The organism is Escherichia albertii NBRC 107761 = DSM 17582, from assembly GCF_000759775.1.
Classification (GTDB): Bacteria; Pseudomonadota; Gammaproteobacteria; order Enterobacterales; family Enterobacteriaceae; genus Escherichia; species Escherichia albertii.
Genome location: NZ_BBMY01000063.1, coordinates 1 through 26,646, shown reverse-complemented (window position 1 = coordinate 26,646; position 26,646 = coordinate 1). Strand labels below are relative to the sequence as shown.

General features: G+C 49.6%; 25 protein-coding genes and 1 pseudogene. 12 read left to right on the top strand and 14 right to left on the bottom strand.

The window, feature by feature from the left end:
* Both EA14781_RS25725 and EA14781_RS12275 read left to right on the top strand, forming a co-directional pair.
* Nucleotides 1-144 (top strand): annotated as a pseudogene (locus tag EA14781_RS25725) (TRAP transporter small permease); the annotation flags it as partial.
* 10 nt (nt 145-154) lie between these two features.
* Entirely contained in the window at nt 155-1,459 is a 1,305-nt protein-coding gene (locus EA14781_RS12275) for a TRAP transporter large permease (protein ID WP_000345270.1), read from the top strand.
* A gap of 36 nt (nt 1,460-1,495) precedes the next feature.
* On the opposite strand, the gene EA14781_RS12270 is transcribed toward EA14781_RS12275, so the two are convergent.
* From EA14781_RS12270 to ygiW, 8 genes are all read right to left on the bottom strand, one after another.
* Nucleotides 1,496-2,554, bottom strand: a complete 1,059-nt coding sequence (locus EA14781_RS12270; protein ID WP_000958209.1) for a hypothetical protein — start codon at nt 2,552-2,554, stop codon at nt 1,496-1,498.
* 497 nt (nt 2,555-3,051) lie between these two features.
* Nucleotides 3,052-3,477, bottom strand: a complete 426-nt coding sequence (locus EA14781_RS12260) for a hypothetical protein (RefSeq protein ID WP_241685429.1) — start codon at nt 3,475-3,477, stop codon at nt 3,052-3,054.
* A gap of 298 nt (nt 3,478-3,775) precedes the next feature.
* The gene (gene ftsP, locus EA14781_RS12255; RefSeq protein ID WP_000059380.1) at nt 3,776-5,188 is read right to left on the bottom strand and encodes a cell division protein FtsP; all 1,413 of its coding nucleotides are present in this window, start codon (nt 5,186-5,188) and stop codon (nt 3,776-3,778) included.
* 71 nt (nt 5,189-5,259) lie between these two features.
* Nucleotides 5,260-5,997, bottom strand: a complete 738-nt coding sequence (gene plsC, locus EA14781_RS12250) for a 1-acylglycerol-3-phosphate O-acyltransferase (protein ID WP_000965708.1) — start codon at nt 5,995-5,997, stop codon at nt 5,260-5,262.
* A 233-nt stretch (nt 5,998-6,230) separates the two neighbouring features.
* Nucleotides 6,231-8,489: a DNA topoisomerase IV subunit A gene (gene parC, locus EA14781_RS12245; RefSeq protein WP_001281870.1), complete on the bottom strand. Its 2,259-nt coding sequence runs from the start codon at nt 8,487-8,489 to the stop codon at nt 6,231-6,233.
* Between the two features lie 137 nt (nt 8,490-8,626).
* Nucleotides 8,627-10,234: an ABC transporter substrate-binding protein gene (locus tag EA14781_RS12240; protein WP_002461195.1), complete on the bottom strand. Its 1,608-nt coding sequence runs from the start codon at nt 10,232-10,234 to the stop codon at nt 8,627-8,629.
* Nucleotides 10,235-10,342: 108 nt separating this feature from the next.
* Nucleotides 10,343-10,825 (bottom strand): AraC family transcriptional regulator, encoded by a 483-nt coding sequence (locus EA14781_RS12235; RefSeq protein WP_000654836.1) that lies wholly within the window; start codon nt 10,823-10,825, stop codon nt 10,343-10,345.
* Nucleotides 10,826-10,877: 52 nt separating this feature from the next.
* Complete coding sequence (gene ygiW, locus EA14781_RS12230) at nt 10,878-11,270, bottom strand: OB fold stress tolerance protein YgiW (protein ID WP_000712651.1); 393 nt, start codon at nt 11,268-11,270, stop codon at nt 10,878-10,880.
* 151 nt (nt 11,271-11,421) lie between these two features.
* On the opposite strand from ygiW, the gene qseB reads away from it, so the two are divergent.
* The 4 genes from qseB (at nt 11,422) to EA14781_RS12210 (ending at nt 14,463) form a co-directional block, all read left to right on the top strand.
* Entirely contained in the window at nt 11,422-12,081 is a 660-nt protein-coding gene (gene qseB / locus EA14781_RS12225) for a quorum sensing response regulator transcription factor QseB (protein ID WP_001221485.1), read from the top strand.
* Nucleotides 12,078-13,427 carry a quorum sensing histidine kinase QseC gene (qseC, locus tag EA14781_RS12220; protein WP_000673335.1) on the top strand — a complete coding sequence of 450 codons (1,350 nt, stop codon included), beginning with the start codon at nt 12,078-12,080 and terminating at the stop codon, nt 13,425-13,427. The genes qseB and qseC overlap by 4 nt, the downstream gene beginning before the upstream one ends.
* A gap of 109 nt (nt 13,428-13,536) precedes the next feature.
* Nucleotides 13,537-14,118 carry an NADPH:quinone oxidoreductase MdaB gene (gene mdaB, locus EA14781_RS12215; protein ID WP_000065444.1) on the top strand — a complete coding sequence of 194 codons (582 nt, stop codon included), beginning with the start codon at nt 13,537-13,539 and terminating at the stop codon, nt 14,116-14,118.
* A gap of 30 nt (nt 14,119-14,148) precedes the next feature.
* On the top strand, nt 14,149-14,463 hold the full coding sequence (locus EA14781_RS12210; RefSeq protein ID WP_000633739.1) for a putative quinol monooxygenase: 315 nt from the start codon (nt 14,149-14,151) through the stop codon (nt 14,461-14,463).
* 47 nt (nt 14,464-14,510) lie between these two features.
* Here the strand turns inward: EA14781_RS12210 and parE are convergent, their stop codons facing one another.
* The 5 genes from parE to nudF are packed head-to-tail and all read right to left on the bottom strand — an operon-like array spanning nt 14,511 to nt 18,917.
* On the bottom strand, nt 14,511-16,403 hold the full coding sequence (gene parE, locus EA14781_RS12205; protein ID WP_000195278.1) for a DNA topoisomerase IV subunit B: 1,893 nt from the start codon (nt 16,401-16,403) through the stop codon (nt 14,511-14,513).
* A 28-nt stretch (nt 16,404-16,431) separates the two neighbouring features.
* Nucleotides 16,432-17,013 carry an esterase YqiA gene (gene yqiA, locus EA14781_RS12200; protein WP_000494578.1) on the bottom strand — a complete coding sequence of 194 codons (582 nt, stop codon included), beginning with the start codon at nt 17,011-17,013 and terminating at the stop codon, nt 16,432-16,434.
* Complete coding sequence (cpdA, locus tag EA14781_RS12195; RefSeq protein WP_000444759.1) at nt 17,013-17,840, bottom strand: 3',5'-cyclic-AMP phosphodiesterase; 828 nt, start codon at nt 17,838-17,840, stop codon at nt 17,013-17,015. The genes yqiA and cpdA overlap by 1 nt, the downstream gene beginning before the upstream one ends.
* A gap of 24 nt (nt 17,841-17,864) precedes the next feature.
* On the bottom strand, nt 17,865-18,287 hold the full coding sequence (locus EA14781_RS12190; RefSeq protein ID WP_000833393.1) for a DUF1249 family protein: 423 nt from the start codon (nt 18,285-18,287) through the stop codon (nt 17,865-17,867).
* A complete protein-coding gene (gene nudF / locus EA14781_RS12185) occupies nt 18,288-18,917 on the bottom strand; it encodes an ADP-ribose diphosphatase (RefSeq protein WP_000917131.1) in 630 nt (209 codons plus the stop codon).
* Nucleotides 18,918-19,122: 205 nt separating this feature from the next.
* Between nudF and tolC the strand changes: the two genes are divergently transcribed.
* From tolC to dsbI, 6 genes are all read left to right on the top strand, one after another.
* Nucleotides 19,123-20,604 carry an outer membrane channel protein TolC gene (gene tolC / locus EA14781_RS12180; protein WP_000735297.1) on the top strand — a complete coding sequence of 494 codons (1,482 nt, stop codon included), beginning with the start codon at nt 19,123-19,125 and terminating at the stop codon, nt 20,602-20,604.
* Between the two features lie 147 nt (nt 20,605-20,751).
* On the top strand, nt 20,752-21,423 hold the full coding sequence (locus EA14781_RS12170) for a DUF1190 family protein (protein WP_000831552.1): 672 nt from the start codon (nt 20,752-20,754) through the stop codon (nt 21,421-21,423).
* 5 nt (nt 21,424-21,428) lie between these two features.
* The gene (locus EA14781_RS12165) at nt 21,429-22,589 is read left to right on the top strand and encodes a glutathionylspermidine synthase family protein (RefSeq protein WP_000442872.1); all 1,161 of its coding nucleotides are present in this window, start codon (nt 21,429-21,431) and stop codon (nt 22,587-22,589) included.
* 464 nt (nt 22,590-23,053) lie between these two features.
* The gene (assT, locus tag EA14781_RS12160) at nt 23,054-24,850 is read left to right on the top strand and encodes an arylsulfate sulfotransferase AssT (RefSeq protein WP_000498158.1); all 1,797 of its coding nucleotides are present in this window, start codon (nt 23,054-23,056) and stop codon (nt 24,848-24,850) included.
* Between the two features lie 16 nt (nt 24,851-24,866).
* The gene (locus tag EA14781_RS12155; RefSeq protein ID WP_000045426.1) at nt 24,867-25,535 is read left to right on the top strand and encodes a thiol:disulfide interchange protein DsbA/DsbL; all 669 of its coding nucleotides are present in this window, start codon (nt 24,867-24,869) and stop codon (nt 25,533-25,535) included.
* Between the two features lie 15 nt (nt 25,536-25,550).
* On the top strand, nt 25,551-26,225 hold the full coding sequence (dsbI, locus tag EA14781_RS12150) for a protein-disulfide oxidoreductase DsbI (RefSeq protein ID WP_000874114.1): 675 nt from the start codon (nt 25,551-25,553) through the stop codon (nt 26,223-26,225).
* A gap of 45 nt (nt 26,226-26,270) precedes the next feature.
* On the opposite strand, the gene EA14781_RS12145 is transcribed toward dsbI, so the two are convergent.
* Nucleotides 26,271-26,646, bottom strand: a 376-nt coding sequence (locus EA14781_RS12145) for a class III extradiol ring-cleavage dioxygenase family protein (RefSeq protein WP_042335712.1), incomplete at its 5' end; no start/stop codon positions are given.

The following is a 26,646-nucleotide window of genomic DNA, read 5'->3' as shown; positions in this document are numbered from 1 at the left end:
CACCAACATGTTGGACAAATATCCCCCGTATTAAAATGGCCGATGGATAAAGTCTATTGGGTAATGCCTGTCAGTGGGGTTATTCTGGTTTGGTATTCAGTAATGAATATTATCGACAACTATCGTAAACGGAATTCTCATTAACGAGGGAAGTATGGACTTTGAATATATCTACCCCGTATTAATTCTATTTGGCAGTTTTGCCGTTATGCTGGCAATAGGTGTGCCAATCACTTTTTCTATTGGTCTTTCTTCACTGTTATCTATTATTACTGCTCTACCCCCAGATGCCGCCATTTCTGTTATTTCACAAAAGATGACCGTAGGTCTGGACGGTTTTACGCTATTAGCTATTCCCTTTTTCGTGTTAGCCGGAAACATTATGAATACCGGCGGCATCGCCCGACGACTGGTTCATCTGGCGCAGGCGCTGGTTGGTCGTCTTCCCGGTTCGCTGGCTCATTGTAATATCCTTGCGAATACTCTGTTTGGAGCGATTTCAGGTTCGGCCGTTGCGTCAGCAGCCGCGGTAGGCGGGATTATGTCGCCACTACAGGAAAAAGAGGGCTATGATCCGGCGTTCTCTGCGGCAGTGAATATTGCCTCTGCTCCCATTGGCCTGATGATCCCGCCGAGCAATGTGTTGATTGTCTATTCGCTTGCCAGCGGGGGGACTTCTGTTGCCGCGCTATTCTTAGCCGGATATCTACCGGGTATTCTCACCGCAATTGCTTTAATGTTTGTAGCGGCACTTTATGCACGACGTAACCATTATCCAGTGGCTGAGCGGATAAGTTTTCGTCAGTTTTTACAGGTATTTCGCGAATCAATTCCCAGCCTGATGCTTATTTTTATCATTATCGGCGGTATTATTGCGGGGATCTTTACACCTACGGAGGCGTCTGCCATTGCGGTAATTTATAGCTTACTGCTGGCGATGATTTATAGAGAAATTACCCTTAAGAAACTCAATGACATTCTGTTAGATTCTGTGGTAACCAGCTCAATCGTATTACTATTGGTAGGATGTTCGATGGGAATGTCATGGGCCATGACCAATGCAGATGTTCCTGAGTTAATCAATGAGCTCATTACCCGCGTTTCGGATAACAAATGGGTTATTCTGTTTATTATTAATATCATTCTGTTGATCGTCGGTACTTTTATGGATATCACGCCAGCAATTCTGATATTTACGCCCATTTTCCTGCCGATCGCTCAACATCTGGGTATAGACCCTATTCACTTTGGCATCATTATGGTTTTCAACTTAACCATTGGCCTTTGTACACCGCCAGTCGGCACTATCTTATTTGTGGGGTGCAGTATTGGCAAGGTCAGTATCGACAGGGCAATAAAACCATTGCTACCGATGTTTCTGGCTTTGTTTGTAGTGATGGCAATTATTTGCTATTTCCCACAGATTAGCTTGATGCTACCAGGGCTATTTTCGAACTGACAGACAGACGGGCCTAAAGTATTCAGGTCCGTCTGCTTACTTCGCGGCACACAGCGAGGATTGCATGTAACGTAATTGATTCACCGGCAGTACTGATTCTTTCGCCTGAAGACTTTGTTCAATTGCGGTACAGAATTGCACCTGGCTCATTCCGGCAGCCAAAAAATCATCTGGCGTCATGCCATCCTTGATGCAATTCATTACTTCTTCCGCCCCCGGAGGCGTATTTTTTGCCAGCATATCCTTTAGAATCAATACGAAGGTGCCATGATCGTCCTCGTATTTTTGTCGCCAGGTCGCCAGTAATAGTGGCTTCGTACGTTCCTGATGTTGAATAAACCGTTGCCAGTCAATTAGATTAGCGTCAATCAGTGCCTGTATTACAGTAATATTCCCAAAACGCACAATGTAAGCCAGCACCGTTCTGCCGCTATTATCCTTCGATTGCAGCAGCGTTGGATACGCCTTTACCTCTTGAACCAGTTCTGTCGTCATGGGAATTACGGACATTGCCTCCAGGCGTAAAACAGGCGTGGGCGGCGGCTGTATCTGCCAGAAAGTTTTCAGCGTTGCACTGTCATAAGAATCAATAACATTGGCATACACTTCCTCGCTCAATAATTCCGGCATCAGAGACAGCAATGTCAGGCTTATTTTGCGTGCGGAAACAAGCTGACGAGCAATATCTTCATCGCTATAGCGAACAGGAACGCGTATCCCCCTGTACATCTCCAGTAATGGATTGTCTTCTCGAATAATTTCACGGTATTTCTGCGCTTGTTGGGAATCCCCTTGCAGAAAACGACTGAATGCTCGGATTGCGCGCGCATTGTAGTGCTCCAGCGCCAGAGAAAAAAATGAGCGGGTAAAATACTTTTCATCGTCAATGGAAGGAATGGTAAACGGTGAGATCCGATCTGACAGGTAACGAAAGACCTTTTCGGATGTTTCATTCTCTGGGGACTTCAACGCTACCAGCAACATCTGTTCCAGCCGTCGAGTATCACGAATCCTGTCCAGTGTGCGGAAGTTTTCCTGTTCCGCCTCGACCAACTGACGTAGTTGTTGGTGATTAAACCAGGCTGTAGTTAACATGGGCTCTGCCTGCCAAAAGAGCAACAACAAGCAAATAGTATGGCAAATACATGTCCATACGAGGGAACGCTGTCTCCATTTATTTATCAGTATTATTAATATTAGACAGGGGAATAATATCCACACCGAATTAAACAAAAACCAAAACGCAACAGAAGATAACGCCAGTAAATACAACCCAGTCGGCAGCAAAAACACCATCGCCAGCTGCGATAATATCCCCCACATTCCTGTTTTTCGCCATCCCGAACGACTAAAGGAAAGGACGAGGACAATAAACAGCAATAACAGATATCCCCCCACCATAAGTAGTGTCAGGAAAAAATGGTGAAGCGCTTCATCGTCACGCATAAATTAATCCCTTAATTTGCATTGCTGATTTATCTTTTCATGCGTCGCGTTCCAATTAGCGGTATCAACATGAATAACACAAACAACTATTTTTGCGGAGCATCGCGTCAGTCGCAAATCCACACTATCAACATTAAATTTACCATTTACTGTTCCATTCGTTGGTGCAAATGGGAAATCTGTTTTCCTTCCCATCCTTCAAGGATTGCTCTTTGTAGTGAATTGACGGGCTCCATACATCCCCAAAGAATAACAAAAATGATATGACACAATAGCCAAATATATTTAAGATGCCGCCCCCCAATAACCGCAACCAGCAATGCGGGAAATTGGCTTATCAGCGCGAAGGTGATAATCATCCCCAGATAATCTACCTGTTCCAGCCAATAAAAGAGAAAAGCTGCGGCAGAGACAACCGCTGTTTGGGGCAGTATGACCCACAACCAAACCGCACGAGCACGTGGGCTATGGAGTGCCAATGTAATCAGCAGCAATGCGCAGATGTCTGCTAATGCCAAAGGCCATAGCCAAAGACCAATTGCAAATTCTCGTCCCATTGAAGTCTCTGCCATGAAAGATAATACCGGGACAATAGCGCGTTATCATTGCGCAAACAGCACCCGAAATTCTGAAACGGCTGCAACCTCAAGCGGATTTGTGAGACACAGGACGTGTCATATGAAAAATATTGCTGTGCAGAACTCCCCAGACAATGCTGAGAATGAAAAAAGGGGCGCAATGCCCCTCATTAAATCTTGCTGCTTCGGCGAATTAATCACTATTAACATCAGTGTATAGCTGATCTATGTAATCAATTTCTCCATGGACCTTCCCGGAGCCTCCCTCAATCCAGACAGGAGAATTCGTCCGTTATGGCACCGGGTTTACCAGCAACTGCCCAATCGAACCGCGATCCGCCATTTCCAGCGTCTGGCTACCAAAGTAGAACGGGAAATGCGCCCAGGAAGGCTGACCGTAATAGACCAATAGTTCTACCTGTCCATCGACCCAAACGGTGTCTTTCCAGCCTCTGTCTTCCGGGAATGACATCGCGCCGTTCACATTGCGGATCAGGAACATCACGCCTTCAATATGGAACGCTTGCGGTTCGTCTGCGCGCACCGTCCATCGTTCCCACGTTCCCTGCTGGGCGGCTATATCAATGCGGTTAACATCCCATAGCTGTCCATTAATGCCGGGATCATCGCTGAGGCTAATATCACGGCTACGAATCGGCGAACCCGTCATAATTTCAGTTGGCAACAGGCGCATCGGCAGGCTATCAGTCACCAGCGGCAGAAGCCCGGTCGGGCGCAGTGTAAGCACTAACGTAGAAACCAGAATGCTGGATGGCTCAAAGAAACCGCGAATACGATCAACAATACTCGCCGCCTCACCGCAGGTGATCGACACTTCATCACCGTTGCTCATATCCACCAAAACTTCACGGCGTTCTCCCGGAGCCAGCGAAAGTTGTTTTACCGACACCGGCGCAAGCAGGAATCCCTGATCGCCAGAAATCACGTGCAACGGGCGTCCGTCACTCATCTGCAATTGGTAACGACGTGAGTTCGAAGCATTCAACAAACGCAGACGTACCCAGCCGCGCGACACTTCGACGTACGGACTTTGTACGCCATTGACCAGCAGCGTATCACCAACAAAGCCGCCGCTTCCCGGTTCGTTGTATTCCGGTGTACCAAAGTTATCCAGACGTTTATCCTGGATAATTACGGGAAAATCATCCACACCATAATGATTGGGAATCGGCAGTGATTTACTGACTTCATCTTCCACCAACCACATCCCGGCAAGACCGTTATAGACCTGCTGGGCGGTACGGTTTGGCGTATTGGCGTGATACCACAAGGTCGCTGCATTCTGACGAATCGGCAGCACTGGCGCCCAGTCAGCATTCGGCGACATCATGCGTGCCGGGCCACCCATCAACGGACCGGGCACCTGTAGCCCAGCCACGGTCATTGAGACATTTTCTGTCAATCGGTTGCTGTAAATCAGCTTAACATCATCGCCCTTCCAGACGCGGATAGTCGGCCCAAGATAACGACCATTGATACCCCAGACCGGCGCGCGCGTTCCTGGCGTAAATGACCAGTGCGCGCGCTGTACTGTCATAAACAGCGGTTGCCCACGGCGAGATTCAAGCAGCGGCGGAACGGGCAGAGGTTGCTGTTGACCGGCTGCGCTTGCCTTCAGGGGGACAGCTCCTGCACACAATGCAATCCCCGATGCCTGAATGAACTGACGCCGACTGAGTGACATATTTGCTCCATGTAAAACTGGCTAAAGTAATACCGTGCAGGAAAATATTCCCGCAAAAACAGATTGCCGACTTAAACTTTTCCGGCGGCTTCGCGCTCTGCGACTTCTTTATCGAGCTCGGCGATTTTTTGTTCCATTATCGAACGACAATGGGCAGCCAGCTCGCGAACTTGATCTTTGCCATATTGACTAACGTCAATTGGCGGCAGCATTTCTACGATCACTAAACCATTATTCAAGCGGTTAAGATTAATCTTATTCGAAGTTGTGGAAACACACACGGGAATAATAGGAACACCTGCCGCAATTGCCGCATGAAATGCCCCTGTTTTAAATGGCAGCAAGCCACGACCACGGCTACGCGTTCCTTCCGGGAACATCCAGATGGAAATGCGGCTTTTTTTGAAGTGATTTACAACTTCCGCGATGGTGCCGTGAGCTTTAGTACGATTGTTTCTGTCGATCAATAAGTTACCGGTTAACCAGTACAACTGCCCGAAGAAGGGGATCCACAACAAACTCTTTTTACCTACCGTCACTGTCGGCGGCTGTACAATGTTTGATGCCGTCACCATGTCGAAATTGTTCTGGTGGTTAGCAATATAGATAGCATTACCATAGCTTTCAGCATCTGCAGGTTTACGGCACTCAACTTTCAGGCCAAAAAGCGGCGCAAGACGACCAAACATATGCCCAAAAGTAGCCACATGCTTCGGATTACGTGGGCTGAAAAGGCAATAAATAGAGCCGAATACACAGACTAAGATGCTGTAAATCACGGTAATAATCAGACGAAAAATATATAGCATAACACCCTCTAAAGGTCTGAGAGACTGGCATTGTACGTCACCTGAAGTCAGGTTAGGGCATTGTTAAAGGCCGCTCTCCGTAAAAGCGTATTGTTAATCGCAATACATGAATAAACAACGGGTTCAGGGGAATTTTTATCGTTTCTACGGACTCAACGCGGTGCCGGATGGTAGCATCAATGCCTCATCCGGCGTACCTTGCAGGCTGGAGGAGGCAATGCCCCTCCGGCATTTTACTCTTCGCTGTCGCCATTACCGGCGCGTCGCGGAGAGTCAATCTCGACACGATCAATACGCTGTAAACCGCGCATTAATGTCCCGCGACGCCCACGCTCGCCTGTGACCTTTTGCAACTCTTCCGGGCGCAATTTAATTTTGCGTTTCCCGACATGAATGGTCAGCGTACTTTGTAGCGGTAGAACATACAGCTGCGCCAGTCCATCTTCTCCACGTGCGGCTTCAGCCGACGGAATATTGATGATCTTGTTGCCTTTACCCTTCGACAACTGCGGCAGGTCGCTTACCGGGAACATCAACATTCGGCCCGCCTGAGTGATTGCCAACAGCATATCAGAGGCATCTTCAATCACCACCGGCGGCATGACATGTGCATTTTCCGGCAAAGTAATCAATGCTTTACCTGCACGGTTACGGGCCACCAAATCATTAAAAGTACAGACAAAACCATAACCAGCATCGGAAGCCATCAACAGTTTCTGATCATCACTTTCCATCAACATATGGTCAACGGTGGCGCCTGGCGGCAGCGTCAGTTTACCCGTGAGCGGTTCACCCTGACCACGCGCGGAAGGTAGCGTAATCGGGTCGATGGCGTAACTACGTCCGGTGGAGTCAACAAACACCACCGGCTGGTTGCTTTTGCCTTTTACCGCTGCTTTAAAGCTATCACCCGCTTTGTAGTTCAAACCTGGCGCATCGATATCGTGGCCTTTGGCGCTACGTACCCACCCCATCTGCGACAGCACAATGGTAACGGGTTCTGACGGCAGCATGTCGTGCTCGCTCATCGCTTTCGCTTCTTCGCGTTCCTGCAACGGCGAGCGGCGCTCATCGCCATAAGCTTGCGCATCGGCCTGCAACTCTTTCTTCAGCAGATTATTCATCTTGCGCTCGGAAGCCAGAATGCTCTGCAACTGGTCGCGCTCTTTTTCCAGTTCGTTCTGCTCACCGCGAATCTTCATCTCTTCCAGTTTGGCGAGGTGACGCAGTTTTAGTTCGAGGATTGCTTCTGCCTGAGTTTCCGTAATACCAAAACGCGACATCAACTTCGGTTTCGGCTCATCTTCACTACGAATGATCTCAATCACTTCGTCGATGTTGAGAAACGCCACCAGCAAACCTTCCAGGATATGCAGGCGCTTGAGGACTTTCTCCAGACGATAGTTCAGACGGCGGCGCACAGTATCACGGCGGAACACCAGCCATTCGGAGAGGATTTCCAGCAGGTTTTTCACCGCCGGACGACCATCCAGGCCGATCATATTGAGGTTAATGCGATAGCTCTTTTCCAGATCGGTGGTGGCGAAGAGATGATTCATCACCTGATCCATATCCACACGATTAGAACGCGGCACAATCACCAGACGAATCGGGTTCTCGTGATCGGATTCGTCGCGCAGATCGTCAACCATCGGCAGTTTTTTGTTGCGCATTTGTGCAGCAATTTGCTCAAGCACACGTGCGCCGGAAACCTGATGCGGTAAAGCACTGATGACCACCGCACCATCTTCTTTCTTCCACACCGCGCGCATACGCACAGAACCACGACCATTTTCGTAGATTTTACGGATCTCGGCGCGGGAGGTGATGATTTCCGCTTCAGTCGGATAATCCGGCCCCTGCACGATATCCAGTAACTGGTCGAGCGTGGTTTTCGGCTCGTCGATTAAGGCGATTGCCGCCTGTGCCACTTCGCGCAGGTTATGTGGCGGGATGTCCGTTGCCATGCCAACGGCAATACCGGTGGTGCCATTAAGCAAAATGTTCGGCAGGCGGGCAGGCAGCATTTTCGGCTCCTGCAAGGTGCCGTCGAAGTTTGGCACCCAGTCAGCCGTCCCCTGCCCCAACTCGCTCAATAGCAGCTCGGAATATTTCGACAACCGGGATTCGGTGTAACGCATCGCCGCGAACGATTTCGGATCGTCCGGCGCCCCCCAGTTACCCTGACCATCAACCAGCGGATAACGGTAAGAAAACGGCTGCGCCATTAATACCATCGCTTCATAACAGGCGCTATCGCCATGCGGATGGTATTTACCCAACACGTCACCCACGGTACGGGCCGATTTTTTAAATTTGGCGCTGGCATTCAGACCCAGTTCAGACATCGCATACACAATGCGGCGCTGAACGGGTTTCAGGCCATCACCAATAAACGGCAACGCGCGGTCCATGATGACGTACATGGAGTAGTTTAAGTAGGCGTTTTCCGTAAATTCATGTAGCGCAAGGCGCTCTGCCATATCGCTCATTAATTCTGATTCCTCAACTTATTCGCCAGCCTTCAAAGGGGCAATATTGCCGGAGATACTACATTATCTGCCGCGTCGAGTCACAGGAGATCAGCGTGAATAGCGCCGTCGGACGCGTTCCGACGGCGATAAAGGCATCAATGTGCCTTGATATACAACTCTTTGCTGTAAACATAATCCTGGGGATTATGCAGTGGGAAACCGCCAACGTAAGGTTTAAGCAGTTTGATGAGCGGCTGATAATAGACAGGAATGAGCGGTGCTTGTTGATTAATGATGACCTCAGCCTGCTGATACAGCGCATTACGCGTTGTAGCATCCGTCGTTTGTGCCGCCTGGTTTAGTAAGGCGTCGTACTGTACGTTTTTCCAATGGCCGACATTTTCTTCGCTATCGCTCTTAAGCGTGTTCAGAAAGGTAGATGCATCATTGTACGTCGCATCCCACGACTGCCGCGATAGCATGAAATCGCCGCTACGCCGGGCATCAAGATAGGTTTTCCACTCCATCGTACGCAGCGTCACCTGCGCGCCAAGCCATTTTTTCCATTCAGAAGACAAGGCAATCGCCGTTTTTTCATGCAGATCGTACTTGTTATAGAACAGCTCAAAACGTAACGGATGAGAGGCATCGTATCCCGCTTGTTTCAGCAAGGCTTTTGCTGCCGCGACGCGCTCGCTCATCGGTTGTTGCAGTTCCCCGAACGTTGGCGCACGAAAACCTTCTACCTCTGGCGGCGTCAACGTCGTTGCAGGCGTTCGCAATCCAAGGATCTTCTGTGCAATTAACGGCCTGTCGACCGTAAGGTACAACGCCCGACGCACACGGACGTCATCAAACGGCGGTTTCTGAATGTTGAAATTGTAATATTCGCTGTTCAGACGCGGGATGATCCGCAGTTCGCCCGGGAGGGACTTTTCGATAGCGGGAATTTGCTGCGCCGGAACCCAGGTAAGATCGACCTCTCCCGCACGATAGCGGTTATAGCCGGTGACCGAATTATCCAGCGCCAGATACTCAACCTGTTGCAATACCGTATGTTGTGCATCACGGTAGTTTGGATTTTTACGTGCGGTAATTTTTTCGTTGACTACCCACTTATCAAGCACAAAGGCGCCGTTGTAAACCATATGTTCTGGCTTACTCCAGCTATCGCCATATTTTTCAACCACATAATGCGGAACCGGAAACAGCGTTGGCCAGGCCAGCATGGCGGTAAACCACGGCACAGGTTGCTCAAGCGTGACTTCCAGAGTGCGGTCATCTGTCGCTTTCACACCTAATGATGAAACTTTCGCTTTTCCCGCCACAATAGCGGCTGCATTTTGAATATGCGCCTGCGCCAGATATCCGGCAAAAGGGCTTGCCGTTTGCGGGTCAACCGCACGCTGCCAGCCGAGGACAAAATCCTGCGCCGTCAGAGGCTGACCATCAGACCACCGTAAGCCTTTACGTAAATGGAAGGTATAACGTTTGCCGCCATCTGACACATCCCAACGTTCGGCCTGCGCAGGCTGAACTTTTCCTTCGCCGTCCATCCATACCAGACCTTCAAACAGATCCAGCACAATCTGCGCGGCAGTATTCTCCTCAACCTTTTGTGGGTCGAGTGTGCCGGGGTCGCTATGGTTGTTGTAACGAAAAACTTGTTGCGGAGCGAGCAGTGTGTTGGCGGGAATGTCAGCAGCGTAGAGAGGAGCCGAACTTACCAGGCTGACCAGCCATAATAAATTTCGCGTATACATGGTATTCCTTACCGGAGAGATTATAAGCCCGACAACAATACGCCTGTGGCATTGTTTGCTCAAACGTATAGCGAGTGATTTGGCTCACACTCCAGTAAAAGATTCCCGTCACGCCAACGGCACATAAACATCCGTTTCCAGTCGCCGCTCTGTCATCCCTTCGGCAAGATTGGCGTAGTGAAACAGGATCGGCGCTTTACGCATTTTCTCGCCGCTTGCCGGAAGCCAGTGGCGAATGATGGCCCAAATAGTGTGAGAGATATTATCCAGCTCGCCAAAATGACGGGCGACAGCATAACGTCCACCAGTAAGTTCTCCATTACTCACGCCATAACGATTATCGGGAATCGGTTCGTTAACACTGCCGCAAATATCAAAACGAAATGCGTCTGGCTCAGTGGTAGCAGGATCGTCCCAGGCGACGCCAAATGTTTGACTTTGATTAACAGGAGAGAATCCGCTGTCTTTGCGCCACATGATGAATTTCGCCACACTGTAGTTGAGCAAATCCGGGCTACCGCGATGCGGCAACATCGCCACGCGGGTTGATGGGAAATCGATAACACTAACCTTCAAAGTCTGGTCTTTCATTTTGCCTCCCTGCGTAATTATTCCCGGGAACACGCCCCGGGAGAGATAATTATTATGGATTAACTTTGCGGATCTCTTTAACGTCAATCTCAACGGAGTTCCAGTCTTTATCGACTTCACCCTGAATCTCAACGGTATCTTTCGGCGTAACCGTCACACCTCTCCAGCGTTTGTGGTCGATATCCACATTGATGGTGCCGCTGGCATCTTTAAACAGATAGAGATCGTCAGAAATACGTTCAACAATATTTCCGCGCAGGGTTACCCAGGTATCGTCACGCATTGATTTTGCGCTTTCTACGGTCGTTACACTACCGTTCGGTCCCTGGAATCCACCTGCCTGACTCTGCGTTGCCGTTGGGCCAGAAAATCCCCCCTGCTCTGCTGCCATAACCGGTGCGCTGCACAGGGCCATTACTGCGATTGCTGCTGCAAATTTTTTCATGCTTATTACTCCCTTTCATGTCTGTTTCCGGGCATTTAACAAGATAGTCCTTAACAACTTCTTAAGGCAAAAAAAGAAAATTTAGTGCTGTACAGAGCCCGTTACAACACGGTTTACTGGCAGCAAATACGAATATCGCAGGGAATAAAAGATGCGAATTTTACTGATAGAAGATGACATGCTGATTGGCGACGGTATCAAAACGGGCCTGAGTAAGATGGGCTTTAGCGTCGACTGGTTTACAGAAGGTCGTCAGGGTAAAGAGGCGCTTTATAGCGCACCTTATGACGCGGTGATTCTGGATCTAACCTTACCAAGAATGGATGGTCGCGATATTTTGCGCGAGTGGCGGAATAAAGGCCAGCGTGAACCAGTACTGATCCTCACCGCGCGAGACGCGCTGGCCGAACGCGTGGAAGGTTTGCGTCTGGGAGCCGACGATTATCTGTGTAAACCTTTTGCGTTGATAGAAGTTGCCGCCAGACTGGAAGCTCTGATGCGTCGCACCAACGGCCTGGCCAGCAACGAGCTGCGCCACGGTAATGTAATGCTCGATCCGGGTAAACGAATCGCCACTCTGGCAGGCGAATCTTTAACACTCAAACCCAAAGAATTTGCCCTGCTGGAACTGCTAATGCGTAACGTCGGGCGGGTATTACCACGCAAACTCATCGAAGAAAAACTGTATACCTGGGACGAAGAAGTCACCAGTAATGCCGTCGAAGTACATGTGCATCATCTGCGACGCAAGCTCGGCAGCGACTTCATTCGTACCGTTCACGGTATTGGCTACACATTAGGTGAGAAATGAAATTTACCCAACGCCTTAGTCTGCGGGTCAGGCTGACGCTGATCTTTCTAATTTTGGCCTTGCTGACCTGGATTATCTCCAGTTTTGTTGCCTGGAAACAAACGACAGATAATGTCGATGAATTGTTCGATACTCAGCTTATGCTGTTTGCCAAACGGTTAAGTACGCTCGATCTTAACGAAATCCATGCAGCAGATCGTATGGCAAGAACACCGGATAAATTCAAACACGGCCATATAGATGACGACGCGCTGACTTTCGCCATCTTTACCCATGACGGCAAAATGGTCCTCAACGACGGTGATAACGGGGAGGACATTCCCTACAGCTATCAACGTGAAGGATTTACTAACGGGCAACTGGTGGGCGATAAAGATCCATGGCGCTTTATCTGGATGACCTCCCCTGATGGAAAATACCGTATTGTGGTTGGTCAGGAGTGGGAATACCGCGAAGATATGGCGCTGGCGATTGTCACCGGGCAACTGATTCCCTGGCTTGTCGCACTGCCCATTATGTTAATTATCATGATGGTACTACTGAGTCGCGAACTTTCACCGCTAAACAAACTGGCGCTGGCGCTACGTATGCGTGATCCCGACTCAGAAAAACCGCTTAACGCTACCGGCGTACCCAGCGAAGTACGTCCGCTGGTCGAGTCGCTGAATCAACTGTTCGCTCGTACGCATGCAATGATGGTTCGTGAGCGACGCTTTACCTCCGATGCGGCCCACGAACTGCGCAGTCCGTTAACGGCGCTGAAAGTACAAACCGAAGTTGCACAGCTTTCTGATGATGATCCGCAGGCGCTGAAAAAAGCCTTTGTGCAATTACACTCAGGGATTGATCGCGCGACCCGACTGGTTGATCAGCTGCTGACTCTGTCACGGCTTGACTCGCTGGATAATCTGCAGGATGTCGCGGAAATCCCGCTTGAAGACCTCCTGCAATCATCAGTGATGGATATTTACCACACAGCGCAACAGGCGAAAATTGACGTCCGGCTGACACTCAACGCACATGACATCAAACGTACCGGACAGCCGCTATTACTAAGTTTGCTGGTACGAAATCTGCTGGATAATGCCGTGCGCTACAGTCCACAAGGTAGCGTAGTGGATGTCACCCTGAATGCCGATAATTTCATCGTCAGAGACAACGGCCCCGGCGTGACGTCAGAGGCGCTGGCGCGAATTGGTGAACGTTTCTATCGTCCACCAGGACAAACCGCCACCGGCAGTGGGCTTGGGCTGTCGATTGTCCAACGAATCGCCAAATTACATGGCATGAATGTTGCGTTTGGGAACGCAGAACAAGGTGGATTTGAGGTAAAAGTGAGCTGGTAGCGGTAAGACTTTTGCTAAATTCGCAAAAGACTTTGCACATTTTGCTAATTTCACCGCACCACTCTGTGACGTACTATTGTCGGCAAACGTCTCTCCTTGAGGATAAAAAATGAGCAACATTCTGATTATCAACGGTGCGAAGAAATTCGCCCACTCCAATGGCCAACTGAACGACACCCTGACCGAAGTTGCGGATGGTACGCTGCGCAACCTCGGGCATGATGTCCGCATCGTTCGCGCCGACAGCGACTACGATGTAAAAGCCGAAGTTCAAAACTTTCTCTGGGCTGATGTGGTGATCTGGCAGATGCCAGGCTGGTGGATGGGTGCGCCGTGGACAGTGAAAAAATACATTGATGATGTGTTCACCGAAGGTCACGGAACGCTGTATGCCAGCGATGGACGTACTCGTAAAGATCCGTCGAAAAAATACGGTTTTGGCGGCCTGATACAGGGTAAAAAATATATGCTGTCCCTGACCTGGAACGCACCAATGGAAGCTTTCACCGAAAAAGATCAGTTCTTCCACGGCGTTGGCGTTGACGGTGTGTATCTGCCGTTCCATAAAGCAAACCAATTCCTCGGTATGGAACCGCTGCCGACATTTATCGCTAATGACGTGATAAAAATGCCTGATGTTCCCCGCTATACTGAAGAATATCGCAAGCATCTTGTGGAAATTTTTGGTTAACTAGAGCTCTGGCTTTAGAAGGAGTTAACCATGATTACAGTAATCGCAGAAATCCGTACTCGTCCTGGTCAACATCACCGTCAGGCAGTATTGGATCAGTTTGCTAAAATCGTTCCAACTGTACTGAAAGAAGAAGGTTGCCACGGCTATGCGCCGATGGTGGATTGCGCTGCTGGCGTGAGTTTCCAGTCTATGGCGCCAGATTCTATTGTGATGATTGAGCAGTGGGAAAGCATCGCGCACCTTGAAGCGCATCTACAAACCCCGCACATGAAAGCATACAGCGAAGCCGTAAAAGGCGACGTGCTGGAGGTGAATATTCGCATCCTGCAGCCGGGGATTTAACCCTGCCTTGTTTGCCCGGCCATCCTGACCGGGCAATGTTCTTTCTTTTAAACCTCAATCTCCGCCATGTCGCCTTTCTCTTGCAACCAGTTCCGGCGATCTTCCGCACGTTTTTTCGCCAGCAGCATATCCATTACCGCATCAGTACGCTGATCGTCTTCATCGCTGATAGTTAACTGCACCAGGCGGCGAGTGTTCGGATCAAGCGTTGTCTCACGCAATTGCATCGGGTTCATTTCACCCAGACCTTTAAAACGCTGGACATTTGGCTTGCCTTTTTTGCGTTTTAATTGCTCGAGCACACCCTCTTTTTCTTCTTCCGTCAGGGCGTAATAAACTTCCTTGCCCAGATCGATTCGATACAACGGTGGCAGAGCGACGTAAACGTGACCGTGTTTCACCAGCGTGCGGAAGTGTTTTACAAACAGCGCACAGAGCAGCGTGGCAATGTGCAGGCCATCAGAGTCCGCATCCGCCAAAATACAGATCTTGCCGTAACGCAACTGGCTAAGATCGTCGCTGTCAGGATCGATACCGATCGCCACCGAAATATCGTGCACTTCCTGCGAGGCCAGCACTTCATCGGAAGAGACCTCCCAGGTGTTAAGGATCTTACCTTTCAGCGGCATGATCGCCTGATATTCCCGATCGCGCGCCTGCTTGGCGGATCCGCCTGCGGAGTCACCTTCCACGAGGAACAGTTCGGTACGGTTAAGATCCTGCGCGGTACAATCAGCCAGTTTGCCAGGCAACGCCGGACCACTGGTGAGTTTTTTACGTACAACTTTCTTCGCAGCGCGCATACGACGCTGGGCGCTGGCTATCGCCATTTCCGCCAGCAGTTCAGCCGCCTGAACGTTCTGGTTCAGCCACAGAGTGAACGCATCTTTCACCACGCCAGAAACAAATGCCGCACACTGACGAGAAGAGAGACGCTCTTTCGTCTGTCCTGCAAACTGCGGATCCTGCATTTTTACTGACAGCACATATGCGCAGCGATCCCAGATATCTTCTGCCGACAGCTTCACGCCGCGCGGCAGAATATTGCGGTATTCGCAAAATTCACGCATCGCATCCAGCAGGCCCTGACGCAGGCCGTTAACGTGCGTACCGCCCTGCATAGTAGGGATCAGGTTAACATAGCTTTCAGTCAGCAGTTCGCCACCTTCCGGCAACCACAGCAGCGCCCAGTCTACGGCCTCCGTTTCACCATTAAAATTACCGATAAACGGTTTTTCCGGCAGCGTCGGTAAGCCATTTACGGCCTCCGCCAGGTAATCGTTCAGGCCATCCTGATAGCACCAGCGTTGTTCGGTATTGTTGATCTCATCTTTAAAAGTGATCTCAACACCAGGACACAACACTGCTTTGGCTTTCAGCACATGTGTCAGGCGCGAAACAGAAAAGCGTGGACTGTCAAAGAAGGTTTCATCTGGCCAGAAGTGCACGCTGGTGCCGGTATTACGTTTACCGCAAGTACCGACAACCTGCAGATCCTGTACCTTTTCACCATTTTCAAAGGCAATGTTATAGATCTGACCATCGCGGCGCACATTGACTTCTACGCGTTTAGACAAAGCGTTAACTACCGAGATCCCTACGCCGTGCAAACCGCCAGAGAACTGGTAGTTTTTATTAGAGAATTTACCCCCTGCGTGAAGACGGCAAAGAATCAGTTCGACCGCCGGCACGCCCTCTTCCGGGTGAATATCAACAGGCATCCCGCGGCCATCATCAATCACTTCCAGCGACTGGTCAGCATGTAAAATAACGTCCACGCGTTTGGCGTGGCCGGCCAGTGCTTCATCCACACTGTTATCAATAACTTCTTGCCCCAAATGGTTAGGGCGAGTGGTATCGGTATACATCCCCGGGCGGCGGCGAACCGGCTCAAGCCCGGTGAGTACCTCAATGGCATCAGCGTTATAAGTTTGCGTCATGGTTTAAGTTAGCAATTCGAGTTGATCGTCAGAGATGGTGCAGACCAAGAAAATCGACGATCGGGTTGAAATAATCTTCGAAGCCCGTGAATGCGTGGTTGCCGCCTTCTATGACAGTCTGGCGGCAGGAAGCGTAATACGCTACCGCCTGACGGTAATCCAGCACTTCATCTCCCGTCTGTTGCAGCAACCAAATCAAATCCGGCGCTTCCAGCGGGTCAATCTGCATGACTTTAAGATCGTAAATATGGCGTGACTCTAGCACATATTGCTGCCCGGTGTAGGGGTTCTCGTTCTGACCGAGATAGTCCGTCAGCAGCTCAAACGGGCGGACTGCCGGGTTAACCACCACAGCCGGCAGCATAAAACATTGCGACAACCAGGTAGCGTAATAGCCGCCCAGTGACGAACCGACAATACCCAACGAATCACCGCCATGCTCAAGAACGATTGACTCCAGCAGTTCTGCCGCATCGGAAGGATACGGCGGTAACTGCGGAATAATCATCTCAACGTCAGGGTGATGTTCCGCCAGCCAGTTTTTTAACAAACTCGCTTTCGCTGAACGCGGCGAGCTGTTGAAACCGTGTAAATAGAGTAGCGTAAACATCAGTAGCCTTCTGAAGCGGTATCAGGTTGAAAACGGGTATCCGCCAGACGATGCACTTCGGTAGTCAGCGTGCCATCGGCATGTAATTCCAGCGTACGCCAGCCTGGCGCGATGGTGTCCAGGGTGAAGTTGGAACAGTGCGGTTTAAACTGCACGCAGGTCGACGGCGTTGCCAGCAAACGACGACCATTCCAGTCGAGATCCAGTTCCTGATGGATATGTCCGCACAACAGATATTTGACGTGCGGAAACTTCGCCAGCACGTTGTCCAGTTCGCCTGCGTTACGCAAACTGTGTTGGTCAAGCCAGCGACAACCCGCAGGCAGCGGATGATGATGCAGTAACAGCAAGGTATGGCGTTCTGGCGCATCGGCCAGTTTACGTTCCAGCCACTCAAGCTGAAACTCGCTCAACTCGCCATGCGGCACGCCAAACACCTGGCTATCCAGCAACAAAATTTGCCACTGTTCACCGATAAACACGCGTTTCGCCGGAGAGATCCCCGCATCTTGTAACGCGCTATACATCGCAGGCTGGAAATCATGGTTGCCAGGCAACCAGACGCAAGGCGCACGAAAACTTGCGATGCCTTCCGCAAAATGCAGATAGGCCGCCGCCGTTTGATCCTGCGCTAAATCACCTGTTGCAACAATCAGGTCGAATTCGTGCTGGTGTGGGCGAATCGCCTCCAGCACCGCCTGGTAGCTTTCCCAAGTGTTTACCCCCAACAGGGCTTCGTGCTTTTGCGCAAACAGGTGAGTGTCGGTAATTTGTAAAATCCTGACTCTGGCCTCACCAGCCAGAGGAAGGGTTAACAGGCTTTCCAAATGGTGTCCTTAGGTTTCACGACGCTAATAAACCGGAATCGCCATCGCTCCATGTGCTAAACAGTATCGCAACCAGTCCGCTAAAAACTGGTTAATTTGATGCTTTTCGTCGCGTTGATGCAACTTTTTATTCGGATAATCATACCGCGCTTTAAAGCGAAAAATCTGCTGACTTGAACACACTTCAGCCACCATCGCATCATGATACAGACGCACTGTCATTGACGGAAGACTCCAGTAACTGATCGCCGGAGCAGTCTGTTCAATTGTCACCAGGGTAGTGTATCGGGTCGATTCCACAATCGTTAGCCGATATTGTGCGTTCGCCACCTGATAGCTTACAGTTTCGCCGGGTGCGTCATTGCGCGGCAACAAACGGCGCAATTGCGAAAAATTCATCTCGCACAGACGCATCATTTCAGGAAAGTCAGGTGTGTAACGCTTCATTTATGTCCACTCATTTTTTAACGCTTGATGATGCAACTGCAGCCATTGCAAAGCGATGACCGACGCTGCGTTGTCGATTTTCCCCTCTTCTACCCACTGGTATGCCTGTTCCCGGCTTACCACATGAACCCGAATATCTTCGTTTTCATCAGCCAGACCGTGGATCCCGTTTGCGGTCGTGGCATCCACTTCCCCCACCATAATTGATGAGCGCTCACTCGTGCCGCCTGGGCTTGCCAGGAAACTTAACACCGGTTTGGTCCGTTTGACTATCACTCCCGCCTCCTCAACCGCTTCCCGGCGGGCGACATCTTCCACACTTTCACCCTCTTCAATCATCCCGGCAACCATTTCCAGCAGCCAGGGCGTTTCGCTGGTGTCATACGCGGCAATCCGAATCTGCTCAATCAGCACAACTTCATCGTGCACAGGGTCAAAGGGTAGCAAGACTGCGGCGTGACCGCGCTCAAAAATTTCCCGCCGAACCTCATGACTCATTTGCCCGTTGAATAGACGATGACGAAACCTATAAAGATCTAATGAAAAAAAGCCGCGATAAAGTGTTTCTCGTGCAATAATTTCTACATCGTTTTTGCCAAATGTAACGGGCGGGTTGTCTGGCTTAAGCATGGTTAATACCCTGGCATTAAAAGTGAATAAAATGTGAATTTCAGCGACGTTTGACTGCCGTTTGAGCAGTCATGTGTTAAATTGAGGCACATTAACGCCCTATGGCACGTAACGCCAACCTTTTACGGTGGCGGCTTCTGCTAGAATCCGCAATAATTTTACAGTTTGATCAGCGCTAAATACTGCTTCACCACAAGGAATGCAAATGAAGAAATTGCTCCCCATTCTTATCGGCCTGAGCCTTTCTGGGTTCAGTACATTGAGCCAGGCCGAGAACCTGATGCAAGTTTATCAGCAAGCACGCCTTAGTAACCCGGAATTGCGTAAGTCTGCCGCCGATCGTGATGCTGCATTTGAAAAAATTAATGAAGCGCGTAGCCCATTACTGCCACAGTTAGGTTTAGGTGCAGATTACACCTATAGCAACGGCTACCGCGACGCGAACGGCATTAACTCTAACGCAACCAGCGCGTCACTACAGTTGACCCAATCCATCTTCGATATGTCGAAATGGCGTGCGCTGACCTTGCAGGAAAAAGCGGCCGGTATTCAGGACGTCACTTACCAGACCGATCAACAAGCCTTGATCCTCAACACCGCGACTGCGTATTTCAACGTGTTGAATGCTATTGACGTTCTTTCCTACACCCAGGCACAGAAAGAAGCGATCTACCGTCAGTTAGATCAAACGACCCAACGTTTTAACGTGGGTCTGGTTGCTATTACCGACGTACAGAACGCCCGCGCACAATACGATACCGTGCTGGCGAACGAAGTAACGGCTCGTAACAATCTCGATAACGCCGTTGAACAGTTACGTCAGATCACCGGTAATTACTACCCAAAACTGGCGGCCCTGAATGTCGAAAACTTTAAAACCGACAAACCTCAACCGGTTAACACACTGCTGAAAGAGGCCGAAAAACGCAACCTGACGCTATTGCAGGCGCGTTTGAGCCAGGATCTGGCACGCGAACAGATTCGCCAGGCGCAGGATGGTCACTTGCCGACGCTGAATTTAACCGCCTCTACCGGGATTTCTGATACCTCTTACAGTGGTTCAAAAACCCGCGGCGCAAACAGCGCTCAGTATGACGACAGTAATATGGGCCAGAACAAAGTCGGCCTGAGTTTCTCGCTGCCGATTTATCAGGGCGGGATGGTTAACTCGCAGGTGAAACAGGCGCAGTACAACTTTGTGGGCGCCAGTGAACAACTGGAAAGCGCGCATCGTAGCGTCGTGCAAACCGTACGTTCCTCCTTCAACAACATTAATGCATCTATCAGTAGCATTAACGCCTACAAACAAGCCGTGGTTTCCGCCCAAAGCTCTTTAGACGCGATGGAAGCGGGCTACTCGGTCGGTACGCGTACCATTGTTGACGTGCTGGATGCGACCACTACGCTGTACAACGCCAAGCAGGAACTGGCGAATGCCCGTTATAACTATCTGATTAACCAGTTGAATATTAAGTCAGCTCTGGGTACGTTGAACGAGCAGGATTTGCTGGCGCTGAACAATGCGCTGAGCAAACCGGTTTCCACTAACCCGGAAAACGTTGCGCCGCAAACACCGGAACAAAACGCTATTGCTGACGGCTATACTCCAGATAGTCCGGCGCCAGTCGTTCAACCAGCGTCAGTACGCACCAATACCAGCACCGGAAAAAATCCTTTCCGTAACTGATGATGATGACGGGGCTTCGGCCCCGTCTGAACGTAAGGCAACGTAAAGATACAGGTTATCTGCCGCATTCTTCCCCCTTCTCGCTTCAATTTCGACCAGCCATCCTCTATTCTGATGGGTATTTACCACTGGTCCCGGAAGACAAAAATGAAACGGACAAAATCCATACGCCACGCATCGTTCCGCAAAAACTGGAGCGCACGCCACCTGACGCCTGTCGCTCTCGCTGTCGCCACTGTTTTTATGCTGGCAGGCTGTGAAAAGAGCGATGAAACTGTTTCTCTGTATCAAAATGCTGATGATTGTTCAGCCGCAAATCCTGGCAAGAGCACAGAATGCACCACCGCGTATAACAATGCGTTGAAAGAAGCAGAACGTACCGCGCCAAAATACGCCACCCGTGAAGACTGCGTTGCCGAGTTTGGCGAAGGTCAGTGCCAGCAGGCGCCTGCTCAGGCAGGAATGGCGCCTGAAAATCAGGCGCAAGCCCAGCAATCCAGCGGTAGTTTCTGGATGCCGCTGATGGCAGGTTACATGATGGGGCGTCTGATGGGCGGCGGCGCGGGCTTTGCACAACAACCGCTGTTTACCTCGAAGAACCCAGCCAGCCCGGCTTACGGTAAATATACCGACGCGACCGGTAAAAACTATGGCGCAGCCCAACCTAGCCGCACCATGAGCGTACCAAAGACGGCAATGGCGCCGAAACCGGCGACCACTACCACTGTTACCCGCGGCGGCTTTGGTGAATCCGTTGCTAAACAAAGCGCCATGCAGCGTAGCGCAACAGGCACTTCATCACGTTCAATGGGTGGCTGATACCGATGGAAAGAGTCAGTATTACCGAGCGCCCGGACTGGCGCGAAAAAGCCCACGAATACGGTTTCAATTTTCACACTATGTATGGCGAGCCTTACTGGTGTGAAGATGCTTACTACAAGCTCACTCTCGCCCAGGTTGAAAAGCTGGAAGAAGTCACCGCCGAACTGCACCAGATGTGCCTGAAAGTGGTAGAAAAAGTGATCGCCAGCGATGAGCTGATGACCAAATTCCGCATACCGAAACATACCTGGAGTTTTGTGCGTCAGTCCTGGCTGACTCACCAGCCATCGCTTTATTCGCGTCTTGATCTGGCGTGGGACGGCACAGGCGAACCTAAGCTTCTGGAAAATAACGCCGATACGCCAACTTCATTGTATGAAGCAGCGTTCTTTCAGTGGATCTGGCTGGAAGATCAGCTCAATGCCGGTAATTTGCCGGAAAACAGCGATCAATTTAACAGTCTACAAGAGAAGCTGATTGACCGTTTTGTGGAGCTGCGAGAGCAATACGGCTTCCAGTTACTGCATCTCACCTGCTGTCGGGATACGGAGGAAGATCGCGGCACCATTCAATATTTACAGGATTGCGCTAATGAAGCTGAAATCGCCACCGAGTTCCTGTACATCGACGATATCGGTTTAGGTGAAAAAGGTCAGTTTACGGATTTGCAGGATCAGGTGATTGCGAATCTGTTCAAGCTATATCCGTGGGAATTTATGCTGCGCGAAATGTTCTCCACCAAACTGGAAGATGCTGGCGTACGCTGGCTGGAACCGGCATGGAAGAGCATTATCTCCAACAAGGCGCTTCTGCCGCTATTGTGGGAGATGTTCCCGAATCACCCGAATCTGTTGCCGGCTTATTTTGCGGAGGACGATCATCCGCAAATGGAAAAATATGTTGTTAAACCGATCTTCTCACGTGAAGGCGCAAACGTGTCGATCATTGAGAACGGTAAAACCATTGAAGCGGCTGAAGGCCCATATGGCGAAGAAGGGATGATTGTTCAACAATTCCATCCGTTACCGAAATTTGGCGACAGCTATATGTTGATTGGCAGTTGGCTGGTAAACGATCAACCTGCCGGAATTGGCATTCGCGAAGACCGCGCGTTGATCACCCAGGATATGTCACGTTTTTATCCGCATATCTTTGTAGAGTAAATATACTGAACGTTGCCTGGCACATCCGGGCAACGCTACTTAACGTCCTCTATCTCTTCAATATATTCTACATATATCTCACTTATATTTAACATTACCCGTTCATTTTCTCTTTCTTTTTATTACCACAAAAAACTCGCCTGATTTTTTAATCTAACTCTATGATTTATCATAGAACAGATCTCAACACGAAAATAAAATTAGCCATTGTTGTATTAAATAAAAATGTCGCCACGATCACATTGCAGGACATTATTTATTGTTCGGAATATACAATCACCCTACTATCAAAAATAATAAAAAAGAACCACCAGCCATAAAACAAATATATTTAACCCTGTGTTATTTTCCTTTTCTGACGAATAAATGGCCCTATCTTATTCACCTAACAAATTATTAAGCGTCATCTTAACAGTAGATATTTATCAGTATTATATATTTTATTTATATAAGGAGATATATCCATGTTTGTTTCATATAGAAAAACGCTGGTTGCAGGGGCTGTGGCATTAACTCTGGGGTTCTCTGTCAGCAACGTCATGGCGGCAGGTTTTAAACCCGCGCCTCCTGCCGGGCAATTAGGCTCAATTGTTGTCGATCCTTACGGTAATGCACCGCTGACGGCAGTCGTGAATTTAGATAGTCACGTGATTTCTGACGTTAAAGTAACGGTTCACGGTAAGGGCGAAAAAGGTGTGCCTATTACTTATAAAGTGGGCCAGGAATCACTGAAAACTTACGATGGCGTGCCAATTTTTGGTCTTTATCAGAAGTTCGCCAACAAAGTGACGGTCGAATGGAAAGAAAACGGTAAAGCCATGAAGGATGATTACGTTGTGCAGACGTCATCCATCGTAAACCAATATATGGATAACCGCTCCATCTCCGATCTACAGCAGACCAAAGTCATTAAAGTCGCTCCCGGTTTTGAAGATCGCCTTTATCTGGTTAATACCCATACATTTACCGCGCAAGGTTCCGATCTCCACTGGCATGGCGAGAAAGATAAAAACGCCGGTATCCTTGATGCCGGTCCAGCGACTGGAGCGCTGGCTTTTGATATCGCGCCCTTTACCTTTATTGTCGATACCGAAGGAGAATACCGCTGGTGGCTGGATCAAGACACCTTCTATGACGGTCGTGACCGCAATATTAACAAACGTGGTTATCTGATGGGTATCCGCGAAACGCCACGCGGCACCTTTACTGCAGTTCAAGGCCAGCACTGGTACGAATTCGACATGTTAGGCCAGGTACTGGAAGATCATAAATTGCCGCGCGGATTCGCCGATGCGACCCATGAATCTATCGAGACGCCAAAAGGAACGGTGTTACTACGCGTAGGTAAGAGTAATTATCGCCGTGATGACGGTGTCCATGTCACCACTATTCGTGATCATATCCTCGAAGTGGATAAATCTGGTCGCGTTATTGATGTATGGGATCTAACGAAGATCCTCGATCCGAAACGTGATGCTCTTCTGGGCGCGCTGGATGCGGGCGCCGTTTGCGTTAACGTTGACCTTGCTCATGCCGGACAACAAGCAAAACTGGAACCGGATACTCCGTTTGGCGATGCATTAGGCGTCGGTCCAGGCCGTAACTGGGCGCATGTCAACTCCATCGCCTATGATGCAAAAGATGATTCGATCATTATCTCTTCTCGCCATCAGGGTGTATTTAAAATCGGCCGTGACAAACAGGTGAAATGGATCCTCGCCCCGTCCAAAGGATGGCAAAAACCACTGGCCAGTAAACTCCTGAAACCCGTTGACGCTAATGGCAAACCAATTAGCTGTAACGAAAATGGCGTATGTGAAAACTCTGATTTCGACTTTACCTACACGCAGCATACCGCCTGGCTTTCCAGCAAAGGGACGCTCACCATTTTTGATAACGGCGATGGTCGACATCTGGAACAACCTGCATTACCAACCATGAAATACTCTCGCTATGTGGAATATAAAATAGACGAGAAAAAAGGCACAGTTCAGCAAGTCTGGGAATACGGAAAAGAGCGCGGCTACGATTTCTATAGCCCAATTACCTCCATCATTGAATATCAGGCCGATCGTAACACCATGTTTGGCTTCGGTGGTTCTATTCATTTGTTCGATGTCGGTCAACCGACCGTCGGTAAGTTGAACGAAATCGATTACAAAACCAAAGAAGTGAAAGTGGAAATCGACGTGTTATCTGATAAACCCAACCAGACTCACTATCGCGCGCTGTTAGTTCGTCCACAAGAGATGTTCAAATAATTAAGAGGGAACAAGAATGTCAAAGTCAGGAATTACATCACTATTTAAAAGCGTACTATTAACAGCGACATTGGCTATTTCATTTACCGCCAGTGCATTCACTGAAGGCACTGATTATATGGTGCTGGAAAAACCTATTCCTAACGCGGATAAGACGCTGATTAAAGTTTTCAGCTATGCCTGTCCGTTCTGCTATAAATACGATAAAGCAGTTACCGGCCCGGTATCGGAAAAAGTGAAAGATGTCGTCGCTTTCACGCCTTTTCATCTGGAAACCAAAGGTGAATACGGCAAACAAGCGAGCGAAGTCTTTGCAGTATTAATCAACAAAGATAACGCGGCTGGTATTTCTCTGTTTGATGCAAACTCGCAGTTCAAAAAAGCCAAATTTGCCTATTACGCTGCTTATCACGACAAAAAAGAGCGCTGGTCTGATGGTAAAGATCCGGCTGCTTTTATCAAAACGGGTCTGGATGCTGCCGGGATGAGCCAGGCAGATTTTGAAACAGCACTCAAAGAACCTGCGGTGCAAGAAACACTGGAAAAATGGAAAGCAGCCTATGATGTCGCAAAAATTCAGGGCGTTCCGGCGTATGTTGTTAATGGCAAGTACTTGATTTACACCAAGAACATTAAATCCATTGACTCTATGGCAGAGCTTATCCATGAATTAGCGAGCAAGTAAACAGGGAGTCAGGCTATGGCTTTCATCAAGGGGATGTGGAAAAACCTTCGCTCTTCACCAGTGGAGACACTGGTAAGATGGCAAGAGCAGCGCTTTTTGTGGTTGCTGATGGCCGTAGCGATGGGTGCACTGATTATCCTGGCGCACTCTTTCTTCCAAATCTATCTCTACATGGCCCCATGTGAACAGTGCGTTTACATCCGTTTCGCCATGTTCGTGATGGTTATTGGAGGATTGATTGCGGCGATCAACCCGAAAAACATCGTCATGAAGTTGATCGGATGCGTTATGGCATTTTACGGCAGCATTATGGGACTCAGATTTTCGTTCAAACTGAACGATATCCACCATGCCGTACATAACCCGGATCCCGATTCATTGTTTGGTGTGCAGGGCTGCTCGACCGATCCAACGTTCCCCTTCAACTTACCGTTGGCACAGTGGGCGCCGGAGTGGTTCAAACCTACTGGCGATTGCGGCTACGATGCACCTATCGTTCCCGATGGCGTCTCGCTCAGCAGCACTCAACAGTGGTTTGTGGACCTGTATCAACAATCTGAAGGCTGGTATCTGCTGCCGCCGTGGCATTTTATGAACATGGCGCAAGCGTGTATGTTGGCTTTTGGAATGTGTCTGGTGCTGCTGGTCATTATGAGTGGCGCATGGGCGCTTAAAATCGTCAAAGGGTAACTCAGCAATACCCGAGGCCAGTCATTCTGGCTTCGGGTTATTTTATTAGCCTATCTGCACCGACAGCATACTTAAACTCCCCATCTCAATGCCATCAACAGGGACTGTTATCGATTCCCGACCATTCCATGCCCCTAAAATATAAAGCAGCGGCAGAAAATGTTCTGGCGTCGGATTCGACAAAGCGCCCCCATCATGGTCAAGATAATTGATTAATGGATGCTGCTCTATCGGGCCTTGCCACGCCAGGTTAGCTTTCACATATTCATTGAACGACATCGCCCACGGATATGGCGAACTATCGCCATGCCATTTGACTGTGCGCAGATTGTGCACAACGTTGCCGCTGGCGATCAACATGATTCCTTCGTCGCGCAACGCCGCCAGTTTACGCCCCATCTCAAAATGCCAGGCCGCAGGT

What these genes read in the sequence shown, in the direction of transcription:
- EA14781_RS12275 (WP_000345270.1), top strand. Translation starts at nt 155, where the DNA reads ATGGACTTTGAATATATCTACCCCGTATTAATTCTATTTGGCAGTTTT.
- EA14781_RS12270 (WP_000958209.1), bottom strand. Translation starts at nt 2,554, where the DNA reads ATGTTAACTACAGCCTGGTTTAATCACCAACAACTACGTCAGTTGGTC.
- EA14781_RS12260 (WP_241685429.1), bottom strand. Translation starts at nt 3,477, where the DNA reads ATGGCAGAGACTTCAATGGGACGAGAATTTGCAATTGGTCTTTGGCTA.
- ftsP (WP_000059380.1), bottom strand. Translation starts at nt 5,188, where the DNA reads ATGTCACTCAGTCGGCGTCAGTTCATTCAGGCATCGGGGATTGCATTG.
- plsC (WP_000965708.1), bottom strand. Translation starts at nt 5,997, where the DNA reads ATGCTATATATTTTTCGTCTGATTATTACCGTGATTTACAGCATCTTA.
- parC (WP_001281870.1), bottom strand. Translation starts at nt 8,489, where the DNA reads ATGAGCGATATGGCAGAGCGCCTTGCGCTACATGAATTTACGGAAAAC.
- EA14781_RS12240 (WP_002461195.1), bottom strand. Translation starts at nt 10,234, where the DNA reads ATGTATACGCGAAATTTATTATGGCTGGTCAGCCTGGTAAGTTCGGCT.
- EA14781_RS12235 (WP_000654836.1), bottom strand. Translation starts at nt 10,825, where the DNA reads ATGAAAGACCAGACTTTGAAGGTTAGTGTTATCGATTTCCCATCAACC.
- ygiW (WP_000712651.1), bottom strand. Translation starts at nt 11,270, where the DNA reads ATGAAAAAATTTGCAGCAGCAATCGCAGTAATGGCCCTGTGCAGCGCA.
- qseB (WP_001221485.1), top strand. Translation starts at nt 11,422, where the DNA reads ATGCGAATTTTACTGATAGAAGATGACATGCTGATTGGCGACGGTATC.
- qseC (WP_000673335.1), top strand. Translation starts at nt 12,078, where the DNA reads ATGAAATTTACCCAACGCCTTAGTCTGCGGGTCAGGCTGACGCTGATC.
- mdaB (WP_000065444.1), top strand. Translation starts at nt 13,537, where the DNA reads ATGAGCAACATTCTGATTATCAACGGTGCGAAGAAATTCGCCCACTCC.
- EA14781_RS12210 (WP_000633739.1), top strand. Translation starts at nt 14,149, where the DNA reads ATGATTACAGTAATCGCAGAAATCCGTACTCGTCCTGGTCAACATCAC.
- parE (WP_000195278.1), bottom strand. Translation starts at nt 16,403, where the DNA reads ATGACGCAAACTTATAACGCTGATGCCATTGAGGTACTCACCGGGCTT.
- yqiA (WP_000494578.1), bottom strand. Translation starts at nt 17,013, where the DNA reads ATGTTTACGCTACTCTATTTACACGGTTTCAACAGCTCGCCGCGTTCA.
- EA14781_RS12190 (WP_000833393.1), bottom strand. Translation starts at nt 18,287, where the DNA reads ATGAAGCGTTACACACCTGACTTTCCTGAAATGATGCGTCTGTGCGAG.
- nudF (WP_000917131.1), bottom strand. Translation starts at nt 18,917, where the DNA reads ATGCTTAAGCCAGACAACCCGCCCGTTACATTTGGCAAAAACGATGTA.
- tolC (WP_000735297.1), top strand. Translation starts at nt 19,123, where the DNA reads ATGAAGAAATTGCTCCCCATTCTTATCGGCCTGAGCCTTTCTGGGTTC.
- EA14781_RS12170 (WP_000831552.1), top strand. Translation starts at nt 20,752, where the DNA reads ATGAAACGGACAAAATCCATACGCCACGCATCGTTCCGCAAAAACTGG.
- EA14781_RS12165 (WP_000442872.1), top strand. Translation starts at nt 21,429, where the DNA reads ATGGAAAGAGTCAGTATTACCGAGCGCCCGGACTGGCGCGAAAAAGCC.
- assT (WP_000498158.1), top strand. Translation starts at nt 23,054, where the DNA reads ATGTTTGTTTCATATAGAAAAACGCTGGTTGCAGGGGCTGTGGCATTA.
- EA14781_RS12155 (WP_000045426.1), top strand. Translation starts at nt 24,867, where the DNA reads ATGTCAAAGTCAGGAATTACATCACTATTTAAAAGCGTACTATTAACA.
- dsbI (WP_000874114.1), top strand. Translation starts at nt 25,551, where the DNA reads ATGGCTTTCATCAAGGGGATGTGGAAAAACCTTCGCTCTTCACCAGTG.